The 22,099-nt window shown below is 32.8% G+C and carries 19 protein-coding genes, 2 tRNA genes and 1 rRNA gene; 18 read left to right on the forward strand and 4 right to left on the reverse strand.

The genetic code is table 11. The annotated features are described in order from the left end of the window. The first annotated feature begins 20 nt into the window (after positions 1-20). From rrf to ACQY6M_RS11015, 4 genes are all read left to right on the forward strand, one after another. A 5S ribosomal RNA gene (gene rrf / locus ACQY6M_RS11000) occupies positions 21-129 on the forward strand. Between the two features lie 140 nt (positions 130-269). After that, a complete protein-coding gene (gene pta / locus ACQY6M_RS11005; RefSeq protein WP_428741949.1) occupies positions 270-2,363 on the forward strand; it encodes a phosphate acetyltransferase in 2,094 nt (697 codons plus the stop codon). Positions 2,364-2,385: 22 nt separating this feature from the next. Beyond that, positions 2,386-3,567, forward strand: coding sequence for an acetate/propionate family kinase (locus ACQY6M_RS11010; protein WP_428741950.1), 1,182 nt, complete (start codon positions 2,386-2,388; stop codon positions 3,565-3,567). 1 nt (position 3,568) lies between these two features. Further along, entirely contained in the window at positions 3,569-4,360 is a 792-nt protein-coding gene (locus ACQY6M_RS11015) for a tRNA pseudouridine synthase A (RefSeq protein WP_428741951.1), read from the forward strand. A 9-nt stretch (positions 4,361-4,369) separates the two neighbouring features. Here the strand turns inward: ACQY6M_RS11015 and ACQY6M_RS11020 are convergent, their stop codons facing one another. The 4 genes from ACQY6M_RS11020 to ACQY6M_RS11035 form a co-directional block, all read right to left on the reverse strand. Then, positions 4,370-6,019: an ArnT family glycosyltransferase gene (locus tag ACQY6M_RS11020; protein ID WP_428741952.1), complete on the reverse strand. Its 1,650-nt coding sequence runs from the start codon at positions 6,017-6,019 to the stop codon at positions 4,370-4,372. A gap of 3 nt (positions 6,020-6,022) precedes the next feature. Then, positions 6,023-6,889, reverse strand: coding sequence for a lysylphosphatidylglycerol synthase transmembrane domain-containing protein (locus ACQY6M_RS11025; RefSeq protein WP_428741953.1), 867 nt, complete (start codon positions 6,887-6,889; stop codon positions 6,023-6,025). Next, entirely contained in the window at positions 6,870-7,832 is a 963-nt protein-coding gene (locus ACQY6M_RS11030; protein WP_428741954.1) for a glycosyltransferase family 2 protein, read from the reverse strand. Before ACQY6M_RS11030 ends, ACQY6M_RS11025 begins: the two co-directional genes overlap by 20 nt. Positions 7,833-7,930: 98 nt before the next feature. Then, positions 7,931-9,073, reverse strand: a complete 1,143-nt coding sequence (locus ACQY6M_RS11035; protein ID WP_428741955.1) for an acyl-CoA dehydrogenase — start codon at positions 9,071-9,073, stop codon at positions 7,931-7,933. 94 nt (positions 9,074-9,167) lie between these two features. Here ACQY6M_RS11035 and ACQY6M_RS11040 point away from each other — a divergent pair, with 94 nt between their 5' ends. From ACQY6M_RS11040 to wecB, 14 genes are all read left to right on the forward strand, one after another. Continuing rightward, positions 9,168-10,229 carry an anhydro-N-acetylmuramic acid kinase gene (locus ACQY6M_RS11040; protein ID WP_428741956.1) on the forward strand — a complete coding sequence of 354 codons (1,062 nt, stop codon included), beginning with the start codon at positions 9,168-9,170 and terminating at the stop codon, positions 10,227-10,229. A gap of 184 nt (positions 10,230-10,413) precedes the next feature. Then, a complete protein-coding gene (locus tag ACQY6M_RS11045; protein WP_428741957.1) occupies positions 10,414-11,640 on the forward strand; it encodes a Glu/Leu/Phe/Val dehydrogenase dimerization domain-containing protein in 1,227 nt (408 codons plus the stop codon). A gap of 10 nt (positions 11,641-11,650) precedes the next feature. Then, the gene (gene nhaD, locus ACQY6M_RS11050) at positions 11,651-13,045 is read left to right on the forward strand and encodes a sodium:proton antiporter NhaD (protein ID WP_428741958.1); all 1,395 of its coding nucleotides are present in this window, start codon (positions 11,651-11,653) and stop codon (positions 13,043-13,045) included. A 150-nt stretch (positions 13,046-13,195) separates the two neighbouring features. Next, positions 13,196-13,879 carry a MotA/TolQ/ExbB proton channel family protein gene (locus tag ACQY6M_RS11055; protein WP_428741959.1) on the forward strand — a complete coding sequence of 228 codons (684 nt, stop codon included), beginning with the start codon at positions 13,196-13,198 and terminating at the stop codon, positions 13,877-13,879. After that, a complete protein-coding gene (locus tag ACQY6M_RS11060; protein ID WP_428741960.1) occupies positions 13,879-14,271 on the forward strand; it encodes an ExbD/TolR family protein in 393 nt (130 codons plus the stop codon). The genes ACQY6M_RS11055 and ACQY6M_RS11060 overlap by 1 nt, the downstream gene beginning before the upstream one ends. Beyond that, complete coding sequence (locus ACQY6M_RS11065) at positions 14,272-15,090, forward strand: energy transducer TonB (protein ID WP_428741961.1); 819 nt, start codon at positions 14,272-14,274, stop codon at positions 15,088-15,090. Between the two features lie 104 nt (positions 15,091-15,194). Beyond that, a complete protein-coding gene (locus ACQY6M_RS11070; RefSeq protein WP_428741962.1) occupies positions 15,195-16,520 on the forward strand; it encodes a UDP-glucose dehydrogenase family protein in 1,326 nt (441 codons plus the stop codon). Positions 16,521-16,544: 24 nt separating this feature from the next. Further along, positions 16,545-17,555 carry an NAD-dependent epimerase gene (locus tag ACQY6M_RS11075; RefSeq protein WP_428741963.1) on the forward strand — a complete coding sequence of 337 codons (1,011 nt, stop codon included), beginning with the start codon at positions 16,545-16,547 and terminating at the stop codon, positions 17,553-17,555. Positions 17,556-17,585: 30 nt separating this feature from the next. Beyond that, on the forward strand, positions 17,586-18,794 hold the full coding sequence (locus ACQY6M_RS11080) for a bifunctional folylpolyglutamate synthase/dihydrofolate synthase (RefSeq protein WP_428741964.1): 1,209 nt from the start codon (positions 17,586-17,588) through the stop codon (positions 18,792-18,794). A 70-nt stretch (positions 18,795-18,864) separates the two neighbouring features. Beyond that, positions 18,865-18,939, forward strand: a tRNA-Val gene (locus ACQY6M_RS11085). A 28-nt stretch (positions 18,940-18,967) separates the two neighbouring features. Then, positions 18,968-19,042, forward strand: a tRNA-Val gene (locus ACQY6M_RS11090). Positions 19,043-19,145: 103 nt separating this feature from the next. Continuing rightward, positions 19,146-20,426, forward strand: a complete 1,281-nt coding sequence (locus ACQY6M_RS11095; protein WP_428741965.1) for a nucleotide sugar dehydrogenase — start codon at positions 19,146-19,148, stop codon at positions 20,424-20,426. A gap of 75 nt (positions 20,427-20,501) precedes the next feature. After that, positions 20,502-20,921 carry an adenylyltransferase/cytidyltransferase family protein gene (locus ACQY6M_RS11100; protein ID WP_428741966.1) on the forward strand — a complete coding sequence of 140 codons (420 nt, stop codon included), beginning with the start codon at positions 20,502-20,504 and terminating at the stop codon, positions 20,919-20,921. A gap of 54 nt (positions 20,922-20,975) precedes the next feature. Then, a complete protein-coding gene (gene wecB, locus ACQY6M_RS11105) occupies positions 20,976-22,097 on the forward strand; it encodes a non-hydrolyzing UDP-N-acetylglucosamine 2-epimerase (protein ID WP_428741967.1) in 1,122 nt (373 codons plus the stop codon). Positions 22,098-22,099 lie beyond the last annotated feature (2 nt).

Raw genomic sequence — 22,099 nt, forward strand, 5'->3', positions numbered from 1 at the left:
TGAAATATACTGCAACGATTTAAGGTGATTATCGCAATGGGGCTCACCTCTTACCATTCCGAACAGAGAAGTTAAGCCCATTAGCGCCGATGGTACTGCCACTGGTGGGAGAGTAGGTCGTTGCCTTTCTTTTAAACCTCATTACTAATACAGTAATGAGGTTTTTTTTTATCCATACTTCATGAATTATTAAACCTCGTTGGTTTTAATCCTTTTCCCGTTATTTTTATAATTTTAAAAGAAGTAATTTTGCCTCAAAAGCAAAGAATATGAATAAAGCTATTTATATCGCTGCAAGTGATGCAAACTCAGGAAAGTCTATGTTGAGCTTGGGGCTGATGCAACTGTTACTTCGTGAAAAACCTAAAGTGGGGTATTTTAGACCCATAATTGACAATCCAATAGGTAATAAGAGAGATAATCACATAAACACAGTTCTTAATTATTTTAATTTAAAGAGTAACTATGAAGATTGTTATGCTTTTACACGTTCAGAACTGATTAGAAAGTTGAATGATAATCAAGAAGATGAGATTATCAATAAAATTATTGAAAAGTATAAGAAGTTAGAAGAAGAAAATGATTTTGTGATTATAGAAGGTACAGATTTTTCTGATCATGGAGCTGTCATAGAGATGGATCTGAATGTACTTATAGCGAAAAATATTGGTACACCAGTAATCATAGTTTCAGGAGGAGTGAATAAATCACTTGAGGATTTTATTCAGAGCTTGCGATTAACGTATGATTCTTTTGTAAATAAAGATGTACAAGTTATTGCAGTTGTAGCAAATAAAGTGCAAGAAAATAACATTCCAATTATAGTGAAAGAGGTAGGGGGTAATTTACCAAAGTCAGTTTCTATAAATGCCATTCCTATTGATCAAAAGTTAAACAACCCAACAATTAAGGAGTTTTTAAAGGAGATTGGTGGAAAAGTTTTATTTGGAGAAGAGTACCTAAATAATACTACAGGCGATATTAAAGTTGGAGCAATGCAGCTATCCCACTTTTTGCATCATTTAGGAGATGAAAGTGTGGTTGTAACACCAGCCGATAGATCAGATATATTGTTAGGTACTTTACAAGCGAATATTTCTAGTAATTATCCGTCTGTAGCTGGAATTATTCTTACAGGTGGAATGGAATTAAATTCTTCCATTATTAAATTAATTGAAGGTTTAGAAAAAGTAGTACCTATTCTTTGGGTTAAAGATGGAACATTTAGTGTAGCATCAAGATTAGGGGCTGTTCGTTCTCATATTTATGCTGAGAATGTTGATAAAATAAAAATGTCTATCAGCATGTTTGAAAAATATGTTGATGTTGCAAGCTTGAATGAAAAGCTAGTTAGTTATAAAGGATCAGAAGCATTAACACCGAGAATGTTTCAGTATAATTTATTAAAAAAGGCTAAGGAAGTTCGTAAGCATATAGTATTACCAGAAGGGAATGATGATAGAATTTTAATAGCAGCTTCTCAACTACAAAAAGCCGATGTTGTTAAGTTAACGATATTAGGTAAAAGAGTAAATATAGAAGCTTCAGTTAAGCGATTAAATATTCCTTTTGATTTTGATAAAACTGAAATTATCAACCCAATAGAATCTAAATACTTTGCAGATTTTTCTAATACTTTATATGAATTAAGAAAACATAAGGGATTAAGTCCTGCGATGGCAGAAGATTTGATGGGTGATGTTTCTTATTTTGGAACGATGATGGTATATAAAGGAATTGCAGATGGAATGGTTTCTGGAGCAGCACATACCACACAGCATACGATTAAACCAGCTTTACAATTTGTAAAAACTAAACCAGGTTTTTCAGTAGTTTCATCAATTTTCTTTATGTGTTTAGAAGATAGAGTTTCTGTATTTGGTGATTGTGCTATTAATCCAAATCCTACAGCAGAAGAATTAGCTGAAATCGCAATTTCTTCAGCTGATTCAAGTATTGCTTTTGGTATAGATCCTAAAATAGCTATGTTATCATATTCATCAGGAACTTCAGGAAAAGGAGAAGATGTAGATACTGTTAGAAGAGCGACAGAAATAGTGAAAGAAAAACGTCCAGATTTAAAAGTAGAAGGACCAATTCAGTACGATGCAGCGGTTGATCCTTCCGTGGGAAAAAAGAAATTACCAACTTCAGAAGTTGCAGGTCAAGCAAATGTGTTAATTTTCCCTGATTTGAATACAGGAAATAATACCTACAAAGCTGTACAACGTGAAACAGGAGCTTTGGCAATCGGACCAATGTTACAAGGGTTAAATAAACCTGTAAACGATTTAAGTAGAGGTTGTACTGTTGATGATATTTTTAACACCGTAATTTTAACAGCAATTCAAGCGCAAGAATAACTTGCGTATTAATATAAAAAACATGAAAGTTTTAGTAATAAATTCAGGAAGTTCCTCAATAAAATATCAATTATTTGAAATGCCTCAGCAAGAAGTGCTTTGTTCAGGATTGATAGAAAGAATTGGTTTAGAAATAGGAAAAGTTCACTATAAATCAAACAACAATAAAGTTGAAGAAGAAGTAGCTATTAAAGATCATAAATCAGGATTAGAAAGAGTAGTTGATTTATTATTGGATGATAAAGTAGGAGTGATTTCCTCTACTGATGAAATTAAAGTTGTTGGACACCGAGTAGTGCATGGAGGTAGTACATTTACTAAAACTACTAAAGTAACAGAGGAAGTTAAAAAGAAAATAGAATCGCTATTTACGTTAGCACCTCTACATAATCCTGCAAATTTAGAAGGAATTACAGTATCTGAATCTATTTTTAAAAATGCACAACAAGTAGTTGTTTTTGATACAGCATTTCATCAAACCATACCTGTTGAAGCTTATAAATATGCGATTCCTAATAAATTCTTAGATGAATATAGAATTCGCTTGTACGGTTTTCATGGAACTAGCCATAAATACGTATCGGAAAAAGCGAATGAATATCTTCAAAAAGAAAACTCGAAAATTATTACCATCCATTTAGGAAATGGGTGTAGCATTACTGCGGTTGAAAATGGAAAAAGTATTGATCACAGTTTAGGGTTTGGTCCAGTTACGGGTTTAATTATGGGGACACGCTCTGGAGATATAGATCATTCATTAATTTTCTATTTGATTAATAATCTAGGATACGATGCCAATTATATAAATGACATGCTGCAAAAAGAAAGTGGGATGTTAGGCTTAACAGGTTTTAGTGATTTACGAGATATCGAAGCAGCTGCAGCAAAAGGAGATAAAAATTGTCAGTTAGCATTGGATATGAACGCTTATAGAATAAAAAAATATATAGGTTCATACGTAGCAGCAATGAATGGTTTAGACGCGATTGTATTTACAGCTGGGATTGGTGAAAATTCTGATGTGATTAGAAGATTAGTCTGTACAGATATGGAATATTTGGGAATCGAAATGGATGCTGAAAAAAATGCTATTCGAGCTAAACAGTTCACTGAAATACATAAAAAAACTTCCAAAGTAAAAGTATTGGTAATTCCGACAAATGAAGAGTTGGAAATCGCAAAACAATCGTACGAGTTATTATAGTATGAATTATAAGTATGCTTATTTAGTAGAGTTTCAATATTTAGGATTTCGTTTACACGGTTGGCAAAAACAACCTAATTTAAAAACAGTTCACTTTTTTGTTGATAAGACACTAAAATTTGTTTGTAAAGGAATTCGATGTAAGTCGGTGGGAGTTGGGAGAACGGATGCAAAAGTTTCCTCGACTGATTATTATTTCCAGTTGTTTATTGATGAAAAATTAGATGAATCTTTTTTTATTGAGGATTTTAATCGCAATTCACCTTCTGATATTCGAGTGTTGACCGTGGAGCAACTTCATGATGAAGAGTTCAATATTATTCAACATCCGAAAGTAAAAGAGTATCGTTATTACTTTTCTTTTGGAGAGAAAAATCATCCCTATTGTGCCCCTTTTTTAACTGGATATTTAGATGAATTGGATGTAGAGTTAATGAAAGAAGGAGCACAGTTGTTTGAAGGGTTTCATAATTTTAAGCATTATTGTACGAAGCCATCAGTAGAAACTAGAGTTGAGCGTACCATTGATGTATGTAAAATAGAAGAAAATACTGAATTATCAGCTTCTTTTTTTCCAGAGAAAAGCTATGTTTTAATTATTAGAGGAAGTGGGTTTTTACGTAATCAAATCCGTTTGATTATGGGAGCTCTAGCCGAATTAGGTAAAGGAAATTATGATTTGGATTTCATTAAAAAAAGTTTGAGTCCTGAAAATAGTGATATAGCCTTTATGAAAACCATTGCACCAGCTTCTGGATTACATTTACATGGGGTTGAGTTTGAAAAAGAATAGTAAATTTTGCTAAGATTTTTTCGGAGCTATTTTTAATAAATAAGCATCACCTAACTTAGAATTTCTCGTTTTTGGGTTTAAAAATTTTAAGCTAAGTCTAGTTACTCTAAAATGATCAACTTTGTATTTTTTTTCAATAGTAAATCCTTCTTTTTCAATTCTTTCAAGGGGAATATTACGGATAACAATCCAAACATCTTTATCAATACTTTTTAATTCTCCTTTTGTAATATGCGGAGTGTTTCTTTGTGTATAAAAATCTAAAGGCCAAGAATAATCATTCTCATATAAAAACACATTGTTAACATCAATAGAATTATTTTCATTAATGATTTTAGCAATTTGTAAGCCTCCTTGGTACTGCAATAACTCAGGATAGAAGTAAGCATTGAGTACTACATTCACAAACACCATTAGTAATACAGAATTAACTATTATCTTTTTACTAAAATCTTCTTTTTGAGTTAAATTAATGAGTAATATTAATGATAGAATAGCACTAAACACTAAAATTAAAATAGAAGGAGTGTTAAAAGTGGAACATAAAATTAAAATAACTGCAATAGTTAATACTGTAACCATAAAATAAACAACACCTAAGAACACTTTTAATGTTTTTTGTTGATTGTCTTTTTGAAGATTGTATAAAACTCCAGCAGTAAAAACAGATAATAAAGCTAATAATGGATTTAAATAATGAGGTAATTTAAATTTTGAAAAACTAATAATAAATAATGTAAGTAATACTCCACCTATAGTTAATAGCTCTATACTTTGTACAGGTTTAAATTTGTTTACAATTAACTTTTTTATTTGATAATATAAGCCATAGTACATTAAAAAAGCCCATGGCAAAAAAGTCCAAAGTAATGAGTGAAAAAAGAAAAAATAATCAGGACTATTTTGTGTAAATCCAGTAGCTGTAATTCTTTCCATATTTTGATTCCAAAGAATAAATTTCACTCCATCCATTCCAAATTGAATATAATAAGCATAAACTACAGGAGCAATGGAGAGTAAGAAAGTAACTAGACCGATAAGTATTTTGAAGGAAAATAATGTACTAAATTTTCTAGTATAAATTATATGAGAAAACAGAGCAAAACAAATAATACCTACTCCATAAAATCCTTTGGTAGAAAAAGATATTCCCATACCAATGGCCCCAAGAATAATAGAAATTAGTTTTTTGGTTGAAACATATTCAAATAATTGCCAAATAGCAAAAATAGTAGCGCCAGTTAAAACAGCATCAGTACGAACATCATGGTTGGCTAAAATAATAGATTGACTAGTTAAAAAGATAAGAGAACCAAAGTTAGCAACACTTTTATCATATAGTTTTTTTGTCAATTCATAAACTGAATAAGCTCCTAATAGAGTAAATAGTAAAGAAGGAAGTCGGTAAGCCCATTCATGTAATCCAAATAATTTAAACGAAATAGCAGATAACCAAAAATGCATATGAGGTTTATCTAAATAAGGATTTGGACCTTTTAGCAATTCAAAAAAGTTATCGCTTAAATACATACGCATTGCTATTGTGGCATGTTGTGCAGAATCGTTAGCCATTAAAGGAATGAATAACCCTATAATGTAGACAATTGCAACTAGAAAGTAGAGATATTTAATGTTCTTTTGATGGTAGAAAAAATCCATAAATTATTTGTTAGGTGAAATAATTGCTAATTGCACTTTATTTATGATGAATATCAATCCAACTAATGAAATTAAAGCTGTAATGATGTTAAAAGACAGACCAACACTAGTAGCAATAGTTTCTTGAGTATTTAAGAAAGTTGAAGCCTTTAAGAAAACATATTCTCTTGTCCCAAATCCAGCAAAGGATACTATCGAAAATACAGAGGAAACAAAAAAAATAAAACAATAACTGATATACCCTATTACTTTTAATTGTAAGGCTTTAACTATACAAATGATTACGCCCACTTGTAATAATTGAATCACCATTGAATACCCAAAGCTATTAGTGTAATAAGTGTTACTATTTTTAAAAACTCTTAACATAACAAGTTTTGTTAAGAAAAAAGAAGTTATAGTAATTAAGATTCCTATATAGAATAGAATAGAATTAAAAAAAAACAAATAGCTTCCTATTACAACTAATAAGGTAAAAATTGCAAACAGGCCTATAAGTCTATCCACAAACACACATATGGTAAGTTGTTTTGTTTTCCAACCAAATCGTTTGTTTAAAATATATACTTTATAAGCATCACCTCCAACACCACCAGGAATAAAAAAGTTGTAAAACATTCCTACAAAGTATAGTTTTAAGTTACTAGTTTGACTTAAATAAAATTGATTTTGATGGAAAATATAGTTTAATCGTAAGGAAGAGATAATTTGAGAAGTTATAAATAAAACAATAGCTACTATTAGATACAAGAGATTAGCCCTTTGATATAATTCAATAATTTGATAAATATCAATTTTTATAAAAACGAGGTATAAGAGTAGTAGACTTACACCAATCTTTACAATTGTTTTAATTGTTTTTGTATTCACTGATATGAATTTTTCTAATTGAGTAAGGTCTCTTATTCTGTGATTCGTAATAGGTTCTCATTAATAAATCAGCGATAATACCTACAGTAAAAAATTGTAAACTTATAATAATGAATATTACACCAACAATTAATAAAGGTCTTCCCCAAATATCGTGACCTAAAAATTTTAAAATTAATAGGTAGAAATTAATAGCCAGACCAATAAAAAGAAAGAACAATCCAAAATTACCAAACAAATGTACTGGGCGTTGTAAATATTTTCTTTGGAAGAGAATTAAAATAAGATCATTAATAACTTTTACAGTTCTATTTAATCCGTATTTTGATTTACCATTTAATCTAGGATGGTGTTTTACTGGTGTTTGTGTAATTTTTGCACCATTTAAGTATGCTAAAAGGTTAATAAACCGGTGCATTTCGCCATAAAGCTTAAGATCTTTAGCCGTCTCTTTTCTGAAGACTTTAATAGCACAACCTTGATCTTTTAAGTCTAAATGAGTAGCTTTTCTAATTAAAAAATTGGCAATTTTTGAAGGAAGTTTTCTAATTAAAGAATCTTTTCTGTTAACTCGTACTCCAGTAACTACATCCCAATCTTCAGTTTCTGCTTTTTCAATCATATGCGGAATGTCAGAAGGATCATTTTGTAAATCACCATCAAGTGTAACTATATAATCTCCTCTAGCATGGTCAAACCCTGCTGCTAAAGCTAAGCTTTGTCCATAGTTTTTACGGAATTCAATAAGGATAATATTAGGGTTGTTCATGTTGATGATATTTTTTTTAGTATTGTCTTTAGAAAAATCATCAACAAATATTATTTCGTAGTTGAAACCTTTTAAGCTATCATCAATTCTTTTCGTTAAAGGAATTACATTAGCCTCTTCATTATATACAGGTATAACTACAGAGATGTTCTTACGAAATCTTTTATCTAACATAACGTATCTTTTGTAGTAAATTTACTACAAAAGATTTAAAAAAATAAAAGTTCCTTTTTTAAGGAACTTTTATTTTTATGTATAATATGTAGATTCTATTAATCTCTAATTAAACTTCTTGAGATTACAATCTTTTGAATTTCTGAAGTTCCTTCATAAATTTGAGTAATTTTTGCATCACGCATTAAACGTTCTACATGGTATTCTTTAACGAAACCATTACCTCCATGAATTTGAACAGCCTCAACAGTTTGTTCCATTGCTACTTTAGAAGCATATAATTTTGCCATAGCACCTTCGCGATCATAGTTTTCACCAGCATCTTTCTTACAAGCAGCAGCCATTACTAAATGACGAGCAGCAGCAATTTCAGTATACATATCAGCTAATTTGAAAGCGATAGCTTGGTGGTTACAAATTTCTGTACCGAAAGCTTTACGCTCTTTAGAGTATTTTAAAGCTAATTCGTAAGCTCCAGAAGCAATACCTAAAGCTTGAGCAGCGATACCTATACGTCCACCAGACAACGTTTTCATGGCAAATTTAAATCCGAACCCGTCTTCACCAATACGATTTTCTTTAGGAACTTTTACATCGTTAAATTGTAATGTGTGTGTATCAGAACCGCGAATACCTAATTTGTCTTCTTTAGGACCAACGTGGAAACCTTCCATACCTTTTTCAACGATAAAAGCATTGATTCCTCTATGACCTTTAGCTCTATCTGTTTGAGCAATTACTAAATAGGTATCAGCACGTCCACCGTTAGTAATCCAGTTTTTAGTACCATTTAATAAGTAGTAATCTCCTTTATCTTCGGCAGTAGTAGCTTGAGAAGTTGCATCCGAACCTGCTTCTGGTTCACTTAAACAAAACGCACCGATTTGCTCACCAGTGGCTAACTTGGTTAAATATTTTTGCTTTTGCTCTTCAGTTCCGTAAGCTTCTAAACCGTAACAAACTAATGAATTGTTTACAGAAACCATTACTGAAGCAGAAGCATCAATTTTAGATAATTCTTCCATAATTAATACGTAAGAAACAGCATCCATTCCACTTCCTCCATATTTAGGATCTACCATCACACCTAAAAAACCTAACTCTCCCATTTTGCGTACTAATTCATTAGGGAATTGTTGTTTTTCATCTCTTTCTATAACTCCAGGTAATAATTCGGTTTGAGCAAAATCACGTGCAGCATCACGAATCATCAAGTGCTCTTCTGTAAGGTTAAAATCCATTATCTATTTGTGTTTTATTAAAAAATTCGTAAAAAATGTGCTCAAAGATACTTTTTTAATGGCAATTTTTCAATAGACTTGTTATTTTTACTTTATGCAAGAAAATTATATTTATTGTATTGGATTGATGTCTGGAACTTCGTTAGATGGGATTGATTTAGCATACATAAAAATGAATAAACAATCCTATTGTGATTTTAAGATTTTAAAAGCAGATACGATACCATATTCTAGTGAATGGAAAAAGAAACTACAAGAAGCAATTACATATAAGAAATCAGATTTGGTAACTTTAGATGTTGCTTATGGTGAACTGTTGGGAGGAGTTTTAAATAATTTTGTCGAAAGCCATTCTATTGATAACTTAGACTTCATAGCTTCCCATGGGCATACAATTTTGCATCAACCTGAAAATGGAATTACACTGCAAATAGGAAATGGACAGGTTATAGCAAATCGTACCAAGCAAAAAGTAGTGTGTGATTTTAGAACCCAAGATGTACAATTGGGTGGTCAAGGAGCTCCTTTAGTACCTATAGGAGATAAACTGTTGTTTGCTAATTATGATTATTGTTTGAACTTAGGAGGATTTGCAAATATTTCTTATGAGAAAGACAATCAAAGAATTGCTTTTGATATATGTCCAGTAAATATTGTACTAAATCATTACACACGTAAAATAGGTTTAGAATACGATAATGAAGGGAAAATAGCATCGGAAGGAAAAATTAATACGGAATTATTAAGACGATTGAATGAGCTTCCTTTTTATCAAGAACTCCATCCAAAATCGTTGGGCTTGGAATGGGTGAAAGAGAATATCTTCCCTTTAATAGATCAATATGAGAATGATATTCCTACAATTTTAAGAACTTTTGTAGAGCATGTGGCAATGCAAGTAGGGAGTGTTATAGATAAGGATTCAACAATTTTGGCTACTGGAGGTGGTGCTTTTAATACTTTTTTAATGAATACTATTGAGTTTTATGCGCAAACTACAATTCAACAAGTAAGTAAAGAATTGATTAATTACAAAGAAGCACTAATTTTTGCGTTCTTAGGTTTGTTACGTCTTGAAAATCAGGTTAATTGTCTGAAATCGGTGACAGGAGCAAGTAAAGATCATTCTTCAGGAAAGGTTTTTTTATGCTGTTAAATATTTTAAAGTATTTGAGTACTAATTTTTTTATGGTAAATTTGTTCGGAAACAACTACATAACAAAATCTACACTAAAATGAATCAACTTTAGCTCCCCATGCGGGGAAACAGTAACAAAGGTTTTTTGAAAATGAAAAGGAAATAATATAAAGTTGAAAATCATCTATTACAAAACTAAATAATGAAAGAATTACTTAAACGATACGAAGAAAAACAACCAGAAGTAGTATTTAATTGGAAAGATCCAGAAACCGAAGCAGAAGGTTGGACAGTTATAAATTCGTTAAGAGGTGGTGCTGCTGGTGGTGGTACACGTATGCGTAAAGGATTAGATAAATATGAAGTAATGTCACTTGCAAAAACGATGGAAGTGAAGTTTACTGTATCTGGTCCAGCAATTGGTGGAGCAAAATCAGGGATTAATTTTGATCCTCAAGATCCACGTAAAAAAGGAGTGTTAGAGCGTTGGTATAAAGCGGTAGCTCCATTGTTAAAAAATTACTATGGAACAGGAGGTGACTTAAATGTTGATGAAATCCATGAAGTAATTCCTATTACAGAAGATAGTGGTGTTTGGCATCCACAAGAAGGAGTTTTTAACGGTCATTTTAAACCAACAGAAGCTGATAAAATTAACCGTATAGGTCAGTTGCGTCATGGAGTAATCAAGGTGTTAGAAGATGAAAATTTATCACCTAGTATAGCAAGAAAATATACGGTAGCTGATATGATAACTGGTTATGGAGTTGCTGAAGCTGTGCGTCATTATTATGATATTTATGGAGGAACTGTAGTAGGTAAACGAGCGGTAGTTCAAGGTTTTGGTAACGTAGGTTCTGCTGCAGCTTACTATTTAGCACAAATGGGAGCTAAAGTTGTGGGAATTATCGACCGTGTAGGAGGCGTAATTAAAGAGGAAGGATTTTCTTTTGAAGAAATCCAAGAATTATTCTTACATAAAGATGGTAATACCTTAGTATCGGAAAATATGATTCCTTTTGAAGAAATAAATGAACGTATTTGGAGTTTACCATGTGAGATTTTTACTCCTTGTGCAGCTTCAAGATTAGTTACACAAAATCAGATTGACCAAATGATAAGCTCAGGATTGGAAGTAATTTCATGTGGAGCGAATGTGCCGTTTGCTGACCAAGAAATTTTCTTTGGACCAATTATGGAGGATACAGATAAAAAAGTAAGTTTAATCCCAGACTTTATTTCTAACTGTGGTATGGCAAGAGTATTTGCCTATTTTATGGAGCGCAGAGTAGAAATGACAGATCAAGCTATATTTGAAGATACTTCAAATACAATTAAAAAAGCATTACAAAGAACGCATGCTAAAAGTGCAGCAAAAACTCAAATAAGCGAAACAGCCTTTGAAATAGCGTTAAAAGAATTAATATAAAATTTAATATATGGAATTAGCAATCATAGTAACATTTGTACTTGGATATTTAGCTATCACATTAGAACACAATTTAAAACTAGATAAATTAATACCAGCTCTAGGTATGATGGCTCTTTGTTGGGCTATGGTAGCATTTGGGGTAGATAATTTTACCAATTGGTTCGACTCTGGAAAGCATGCTTTAGTAGAAGGTTTTTCTGCATTGGTGCATGAAGACAAATTGCATTTAATGGAAGAAACCCTGTTGCATCATTTAGGAAAAACGGCTGAAATTTTAGTGTTCCTTTTAGGTGCGATGACTATTGTAGAAATTATTGATTATTTTGATGGATTTGCTACCATTAAAAGCTATGTAAAAACCAAGAGCAAGAAAAGAATACTATGGTTGTTTTCAATTTTAGCATTTACTTTATCTGCCATTATCGATAACCTAACAGCAACGATAGTATTAATCTCTATTCTTCAAAAAATAGTTAAAAGAAGAGAAGATCGTATTTGGTATGCAGGGTTAATAATTATTGCAGCAAATGCTGGTGGAGCATGGTCACCTATTGGAGATGTAACAACGACTATGTTATGGATTGGTAAAAAAGTAACCACAGGAAAACTGTTTTTGTACTTATTTGTTCCTTCTGTATTATGTATGGCGGTTCCATCGTTTATAGCCTCATTCTTACCAGCGTTTAAAGGTGAAATTGAAACGGAAGAAAATGAAGGGAATGAAAAGCCACATAAATATAGTGCAGTAATGTTGTACTTAGGTTTAGGTGCCATTGTATTTGTGCCTATCTTTAAAACAGTAACACATTTGCCACCATATGTAGGAATGATGTTGTCTTTAGCGATTGTGGCAACATTTGCAGAAATTTATTCAAGAAGAAAATTCTCTTTAACAGATTTTGATACAACTGAATCTGATGCACATGCACATCACAGTCCTGTACATCATTCATTATCTAGAATTGAAATGCCAAGTATCTTGTTTTTCTTAGGGATTTTAATGGCAGTAGCAGCCTTAGAATCTTTAGGAGTACTGTTCAATTTTGCAGGATCATTACAAGAAACTATGCCGATGTTAGGTACTGAGTTACACCACGAAGGAGTTTCAGATTTAGTAGTATTGTTATTAGGAGTTGGTTCAGCGGTGATAGACAACGTACCATTAGTAGCGGCTTCATTAGGAATGTTCTCTGAACCGTTAGATAACGAATTATGGCACTTCATAGCATTTTCAGCAGGAACAGGAGGTTCTATGTTAATTATCGGTTCTGCTGCAGGTGTAGTTGCAATGGGGATGGAAAAAATTGATTTCTTTTGGTATTTAAAGAAAATTTCATGGTTAGCACTTGTCGGTTTTATCGTAGGTTCAATAACATTTATGGTAACCAGAAGTTTATTCTAAATACTCCATAAAAAATAAATAAAAAGTCTTCCTTGATTATGTAAATTAAGGAAGGCTTTTTTATACTTGAAGTCGTAAACAATTAAAGAAAAAACAAATCGTTACATAGATAGCGATAAAGTAAATTATAAACCCTAATTTTTTGTATTCATGCTGTTATTTCAAGAAGCTCAAGAACTAGTAGAAGAAATGCCTGAAGAAAAGACATTGTCAATCTATAATTTAATTATGGATGGAGGTGTTGGAGGACAAGTGATCATAGCCATTTTATTTGTGCTATTAGCAGTAGCGCTGTATATTTATTTTGAGCGTTTTTTTGCAATTAAAGAAGCATCGAAGGTAGATGTGAATTTTATGGATCAAATTAGAGATCATGTAACCAGTGGAAGATTAGATAGTGCTAAGTCACTTTGTGAAACTACTAAAAGTCCTACATCAAGATTAATTGGAAAAGGAATTTCTAGAATTGGAAAACCTTTAGAAGATATCAATACAGCAATAGAAAATGCAGGAAAACTAGAAGTATATCAATTAGAAAGAAATGTCTCAGTATTAGCGACGATAGCGGGAGCAGCTCCTATGATTGGTTTTTTAGGGACTGTAATCGGAATGATTGTTGCTATACATGAAATAGCAAATTCAGGAGGGCAGATTGATATTAAAATGTTATCTGATGGATTGTATACAGCGATGACAACTACTGTTGGAGGGTTAATTGTTGGTATTATAGCGTATATTGCTTATAACCATTTAGTAGTTCGTACTGACAAAGTAGTGTATCAAATGGAAGCTAAGTCTGTTGAGTTTTTAGATTTATTAAACGAGCCAGTATAATGAATTTAAGAGGTAGAAATAAAGTCAATCCAAATTTCAATATGTCATCAATGACAGATATTGTTTTTTTGTTATTGATATTTTTTATGTTAACATCCACACTAGTTACGGTTAGTGCTATAGATGTATTGCTGCCAAAAGCTGGAGGTAAAACAGAGAATAGCAAATCGGTTGCTGTAACAATTACAAATGAAGCATCATTTTATATTGATAAAACAAAAGTGAGTGATGCAAATTTAGAAAGAGAACTACTTACTAAGGTAGGAGCAGATAAGAAGAAAACGGTAGTAATTCGTGGTGATCAAAATGTGCCGTATAAAAATGTAATGCAGGTAATTGATATCGCGAATAGGAATAAGTTGAAAATGATTTTAGCTGTAAAAGGCAAATAAATGACAGTTTTAGATACGCAACATAAACGTAAATCAGCAGTTATTACTGCCATTATTCTGATACTTTTGTTATTCGGAATATTCAATTACGGAATGAAATATCTTGATCCGCCTATTGAATATGGATTAGCAATCAATTTTGGGAATTCTGAAGTTGGGAGTGGTGAACCTGTGGAAAAAACAAAAGCGCAAGCAACCCCACAACAAGAAGAAGTTGTGGAAGAGCAGGTTGAAGAAACTCCTGAAGAAACTGTCAAAGAAGAAATTATTACGGATGATACTGCGGAAGAAGTTCCAGTCGTAGAAAAAAAAGTAGAAAAGAAAGAAGCAGTAAAAGAAACACCGAAAGAAATAAAACCTAAAGAAAAACCAAAACCAAAGCCGTCTAAAGAAACTACCGATGCATTGAATAGCTTGTTAAATGGAACTTCGAAAGATGGAGCAACAACAGGGGAAGGGGATGATAAACAAGCTGGTGTAAAAGGAAATGAAGATGGTGATCCAAATTCAGATAAATACTACGGGAATTCCGGAAGTGGCTCTGGTGGAAATTATAATTTAGCAGGAAGAAAGGCTTTGTCTAAACCTATTGAGAAACCTAATTGTCAAGAGGAAGGTACTGTGGTGGTGAGTATTGAGGTAGATCAAAATGGTAAGGTGATTAAAGCAACTCCAGGAGTGAAAGGAACAACTAATACGGCTCCTTGTTTATTAGAACCTGCAAAACAAGCAGCGTTAAGAACTAAATGGAACGCTGATGGAAATGCACCATCAAAACAAAGAGGAACAATTATCTACAAGTTTTCTCTCTCAAAATAACATATCTTTGTTAAATCATTAGAAAGAATAGTTATTCAATGAGGTTATATGTCTGTAAAGTAAATTCAGAATATAATTATTGAAAAATCAATAAACATAAATACATGAAGTTAACTGTTATAGGAACAGGGTATGTAGGATTGGTATCGGGAACTTGCTTTTCAGAAATGGGAAATAAGGTTACCTGTGTAGATATTGATCAAGAAAAAATCAACAAATTACACCAAGGAATTATCCCTATTTATGAACCAGGGTTAGAAAAAATGGTGTTAAAAAATGTAGAAAAGGGAAACCTATTCTTTACTACGAAGTTAGAAGAAGCTATTGAGGAAGCTGAAATAGTATTCATAGCGGTTGGAACTCCAATGGGGGAAGATGGTTCTGCAGATTTACAATATGTCTTATCAGTAGCCAAAGAGATTGGCCAAAAGATGAATCACAGATTGATAGTTGTTGATAAATCTACTGTACCAGTAGGAACAGCTGATAAAGTGAAAGCAGCAATTCAAGCAGAATTAGATAAAAGAAGTGTAGCGATTGAATTCGATATGGTTTCTAATCCCGAATTTTTAAAAGAAGGAGACGCCATCAACGATTTTATGAAACCTGATAGAGTGGTAATTGGTGCAGAATCTGATTATGCTTTTGAAAAAATGCGTCAGTTATATACACCATTTACAATGTCTCGTGAACGTTTTATAGCAATGGATGTTCGTTCTGCAGAAATGACTAAGTATGCAGCGAATGCCATGTTAGCGACAAAGATTTCGTTTATGAATGAAATGGCTAATATCTGTGAGCGAGTGGGGGCGGATGTAAATAATGTACGAGTAGGTATAGGATCAGATTCTAGAATAGGGTATAGTTTTATTTATCCTGGAGCAGGGTATGGTGGTTCTTGTTTTCCAAAAGATGTAAAAGCATTGAAAAAAATAGCTGAAGAAAATGGATATGAAGCACAACTTATCAGATCGGTAGAGGAAGTTAACAATCGTCAGAAATATGTGATTGCTGAAAAAATAATCAAAAGATTTGGAGAAGATTTAACAGGGAAAACTTTTGGTCTTTGGGGATTGGCATTCAAACCCGAGACAGATGATATGCGTGAAGCTCCAGCAATTTATGTTGTAAAAGAGCTAATCAAAAGAGGGGCAAAAGTACAAGTGTATGATCCTAAAGCGATGGAAGAAGCACAGCATTTTTATTTAAAAGATGTAGAAAATATAGTCTATAAGAATGCGAAGTACGAAGTGTTAGAGGAAGCGGACGCATTAATCTTATTAACAGAGTGGAAAGAGTTCCGTTCACCAGATTTTTCTGAAATTGAAAAGCAATTGAAAATACCTGTTATTTTCGATGGAAGAAATCAATACAATAGCTACAATTTAGAAGAAAGAGGCTTTGAATATTATCAAATAGGGAAGAACTAAAAAGAACATCTTACAAATAGGTATATGAAAATTTTAGTTACAGGAGCTGCAGGTTTTATAGGTTTTCATCTAAGTGAAAAATTATTAGCTGAGGGACATACAGTTGTGGGAGTTGATAACATCAACGATTACTACGATGTGAATCTCAAATACGCTCGATTAAAAGAGTTGGGTGTTAACAGGGATGACGCTGAGGTTTTTTATCAAGAAGTTATTAGTACAGCTAATGAGAACTTTAAGTTTGTTAGATTGAACTTAGAAGATAAAGAAGGGCTATTTCAATTGTTTACTTCAGAGAAATTTGATGTTGTTTGTAATCTAGCAGCTCAAGCTGGGGTTCGTTATAGCATCGAAAATCCTGATGTGTATATCCAAAGTAACATTGTTGGTTTTCTAAATATATTGGAATGTTGCAGACATCATAAGATTAAGCATTTGGTGTACGCAAGTAGTTCAAGTGTGTATGGAGCCAATAAAAAAGTGCCTTTTTCAGAAGAAGATAGTGTAGATAATCCTGTGAGTTTGTACGCAGCGACGAAGAAAAGTAACGAATTAATGGCGCATACCTATAGTCATTTGTATAAAATTCCAACAACAGGATTACGATTTTTTACGGTGTATGGGCCATGGGGAAGACCCGATATGGCACCAATCCTTTTTGCGGATGCTATTTCAAATAATCGTCCAATCAAAGTCTTCAACAACGGAGATATGGAGCGTGATTTTACGTATATAGATGATATTGTTGAAGGAGTAAAAAGAGTGATAGAAAAGCCAGTTGAGAGTAGAGAGTTGTATAAAATCTATAACATAGGAAATAACGAATCTATAAAATTGTTAGATTTTATCACAGAGATGGAAACGAGTTTAGGAAAAGAAGCGATTAAAGAAATGTTACCCATGCAAATGGGTGATGTAAAAAGAACCTGGGCAAATGTAGATGGATTAATCAATGATTATGATTACAAACCTAAAGTAAAGGTAGAAGAAGGAGTATGTCGTTTCGTACAGTGGTATCAAGAATATCATAGCTAGTTATATATAATTTCAGTTATAATTTATTTAATGAACTATCAACAAGTATTAGATTGGATGTTTGCTCAATTGCCAATGTACCAACGTCAGGGGCAAACGGCATTCAAAAAAGATTTAACCAATATCATTGCTTTGTGTGATGAACTTGGGAATCCACAAAAGAAGTTTAAAACCATTCATGTAGGAGGGACTAATGGAAAAGGATCTACCAGTCACATGATTGCTTCAATACTACAAGAAGCAGGTTATAAAGTAGGGTTGTATACTTCACCACATTTAAAAAACTTTACAGAACGTATCAGAATCAATGGCAAAGAAATATCAAAAGATGCTGTTATTGACTTTATAGAAAAGAATAAAATCTTTCTGGAAAAACAAGGATTGTCATTTTTTGAAATGACCGTTGGAATGGCGTTTGAAGAATTTGCTAACCAAAAAGTTGACATAGCAGTTATTGAAGTCGGTTTAGGAGGAAGATTGGATTCAACTAACATTATTATACCAGAAGTTTCGGTAATTACCAATATTGGATTAGACCATACACAGTTTTTGGGAGAAACATTACCTGAAATAGCTTTTGAAAAGGCTGGAATCATCAAAAAAAATATTCCAGTAGTTATTGGGGAGCGTCAAAAAGAAACAGAAAATGTTTTTATTGCTAAAGCGGAAGATTGCAAGGCTCCAATAATTTTTGCTTCGGATACAATGCAAAATTATGCCACAGATTTACTAGGAGACTATCAAAAACATAATGTAACCACAGCGGTGACAGCGATTCAACAATTAAAAGAGTATAAAGTTACTGAAGAGAATATCAAAAACGGATTGTTGAACGTAGTCAAGAACACCAATTTAAAAGGTCGTTGGCAAATATTACAAGAACATCCAAAGGTAATTTGTGATACTGCACATAATAAAGAAGGATTATTTTATACCTTACAACAATTAAAGAAGGAAAATTATAAGCAATTACATATTGTCTTAGGAGTAGTTTCAGATAAGAATTTGAGTGAAATTTTACCTATGTTTCCTAAAAATGCCAAATATTATTTCTGTAAACCAAATATTCCTCGAGGATTATCAGCGGACGAATTACAAGAGCAAGCTAATGAGTTTGGCTTAATTGGAGAGGTGTTTGTTTCTATAAATCAAGCTTTTGGGAAATCAAAGATAAGTGCGTCTGATGAAGATGTGATTTATATTGGAGGGAGCACATTTGTAGTGGCAGAAATTTTATGAAAAAAAATGAAAAAAAGTTATTGTCAATCTCTAAAACTATTATATATTTGCATCCGCAATTAACAAGTAAGGGCGCGTAGCTCAGTTGGTTCAGAGCACTTGGTTTACACCCAAGGGGTCAGGGGTTCGAATCCCTTCGCGCCCACAACTCTTACAAAGATTTAATTGCAAAAGGGCGCGTAGCTCAGTTGGTTCAGAGCACTTGGTTTACACCCAAGGGGTCAGGGGTTCGAATCCCTTCGCGCCCACTTAAAGTCTCATCATTTAATGATGAGACTTTTTTGTTTTATAAGCTTTTGTTCATGCTATTTTTTGTAGTTTTGTGGACTTAAAAATACTAAAGAACTACTATTGGATAAGAAAATAGCAATTATCGGGTTGGGGTATGTCGGACTTCCGTTGGCAAGGTTATTTGCTACAAAATATTCTGTAGTAGGTTTTGATATTAATAAAACAAGGGTAAAAGAATTAAACGAAGGTGATGATGTAACTAAGGAAGTAGATAGAGAAGAATTGTTGTCTGTTTTAAGAAGTAAGAATGTTGAAGTAAGCGGATTGTTTTGCACGTCGGAAATAGATGATATTAAAAAATGCAATATTTTTATAGTTACTGTTCCTACACCAGTAGATAAAAACAATAGAGCGGTTCTAACTCCGTTAATTAACGCTAGTGAAACTGTAGGTAGAGTTTTGAAGAAGGGTGACGTCGTTGTGTATGAATCAACAGTGTATCCTGGAGTGACGGAAGAAGTATGTGTTCCTGTGTTGGGAGAGATTTCTGGTTTAGAATTTAATAAAGACTTTTTTGTGGGGTATTCTCCAGAACGAATTAACCCAGGAGATAAAAAAAATACCATCGAGAATATTTTAAAAGTAACTTCAGGCTCAACTCCTAAAGTAGCAAAGTTTGTTGATGAGCTATATAGCTCAGTTGTTATAGCTGGGACTCATTTAGTTTCTAGTATAAAAGTAGCAGAAGCTTCGAAAGTAATTGAAAACTCTCAGCGAGATATCAATATTGCTTTTATGAATGAATTAGCGAAGATTTTTGGGTTTATGAATATCAATACTCAAGAAGTTTTAGAGGCTGCAGGAACTAAATGGAATTTTTTACCATTCAAACCAGGGCTAGTAGGAGGGCACTGTATAGGGGTGGATCCTTATTATTTGGTACAGAGAGCTGAAGAATTAGGGTATCATCCTGGTGTTATTTTAGCAGGAAGAAGGATGAATGATGGAATGGGAGAGTATGTGGTTTCACAAGTCATAAAGTTAATGATAAGTCGGGATATCAAAATAAAGAATGCAGGTGTTTTGGTGTTGGGAATTACATTTAAGGAAAACTGCCCCGATGTTCGCAATACTAAAGTAGTCGATGTGGTACGCTCATTACAAGAATATGGAGCAAATGTAACAGTTTATGACCCTTGGGCAAATGTTGATGAGGTGAAAAAGGAATATGCATTAGAGTCAATGCAAGAATTACCCAAAGAAAAATACGATGCGATTGTATTAACAGTCGGACATAATGAATATAAAGAGTTAGATATTGTTTCTTTAAAGAAGGAGAACTCGGTAGTGTATGACGTTAAAGGAATTTTGTCAAAAAAAGTAGTAGATAAAAGTTTGTAAAAAGTTCTCTTACTTTTTAAGGTTACTAGCCAGTGAAAAATAATAGAGAGAAGTATTTTATAAAAAAAATAAATAATGAAAATAGGAATAACTTTTAGTGCATTTGATTTATTACATGCAGGTCACATTAAAATGCTAGAGGATGCTAAAGGTCAATGTGATTATTTAATATGTGGATTGCAAACAGATCCAACAATTGATAGACCAGAGAAGAACAAACCTATTCAGTCTGTAGTGGAGCGTTACATTCAATTGAAAGGGTGTAAATATGTAGATGAAATAGTTCCTTATGCTACCGAACAAGATTTGGAAGATATATTACAATCTTTTAAAATTGATGTGCGAATATTGGGAGATGAATATGCGGAGAAACAATTTACAGGAAGAGACTACTGTGAAAAGAAAGGGATTGAATTGTTTTACAATAAAAGAGAGCACCGATTTTCAAGTAGCGGATTAAGAAAAGAGGTTGCAGAAAAGGAAAGTTTAAAATAAGCAATACAATAGTTACAGTATAAGGAAATAAGGACTTTGTCAAGTAGATATAAAATGAAGAAAAAGAACTTAATAATTTTTGGAACAAGACCAGAAGCCATTAAAATGGCGCCTTTAGTGAAAGAGTTTTTAAAAAACACTAAAGATTTTGACACAAAAGTATGTGTGACGGCACAACATCGTGAAATGTTAGATCAAGTATTGGAATTTTTTGAAATTTCACCGGATTATGATATGGACTTGATGAAGCCGAATCAAAACCTATACACTTTAACATCTGATATTATTACTGGGCTTAAACCAATATTAGAGGAATTTCAACCAGATTACGTATACGTACATGGTGATACTACGACAACCATGGCGTCTAGTATCGCTGCTTTTTATTCTGGAGCAAAGGTATGTCACGTAGAAGCAGGTTTACGTACCCATAACAAACGTTCACCATTTCCTGAAGAAATCAATCGTCAAGTAGCAGGGCGTATTTGTGATTATCATTTTGCACCTACATCTCAATCAAAACAAAACTTGTTGGTAGAAAATGTAAAGGAAGAGGATATTCTAGTAACCGGAAATACAGTGATTGATGCCTTATTAGATAGTTCTGAAAGAGTTGTTTCAATTGAAAATAAAGAAATAGAGGGACTAAAAGAAATGGTAGATGCTACTAAGAAATTAATTTTAGTGACAGGACATCGTAGAGAAAATCACGGACAAGGATTTATCAATATTTGTGAAGCGTTAAAAGAGATTGCTACCACACATGTGGATGCGCAAATTATTTATCCAGTACATTTAAATCCGAATGTGCAAAAACCAGTACATGAAATATTGACAGGAATCGAAAATATAAAATTAATAGATCCACTAGCATATCCGGCATTCGTATGGTTAATGAACCAAGCCTATATGATTATTACGGATTCAGGGGGGGTACAAGAAGAAGCGCCAAGTTTAGGGAAACCGGTTTTGGTAATGCGAGACACGACAGAGCGCCCAGAGGCTGTAGAAGCGGGTACGGTTATTTTAGTGGGAATAGACAAGCATAAAATTGTACACGAAGCAAATAGTTTATTAACGGATACAAGTCGTTATCAATTGATGAGTGAATTACATAATCCGTATGGAGATGGAAAAGCGTGTCAACGAATAGCAGAATTTATAAAATCAAAATAAAA

Source organism: Tenacibaculum sp. (assembly GCF_050290165.1).
Classification (GTDB): domain Bacteria; phylum Bacteroidota; class Bacteroidia; order Flavobacteriales; family Flavobacteriaceae; genus Polaribacter.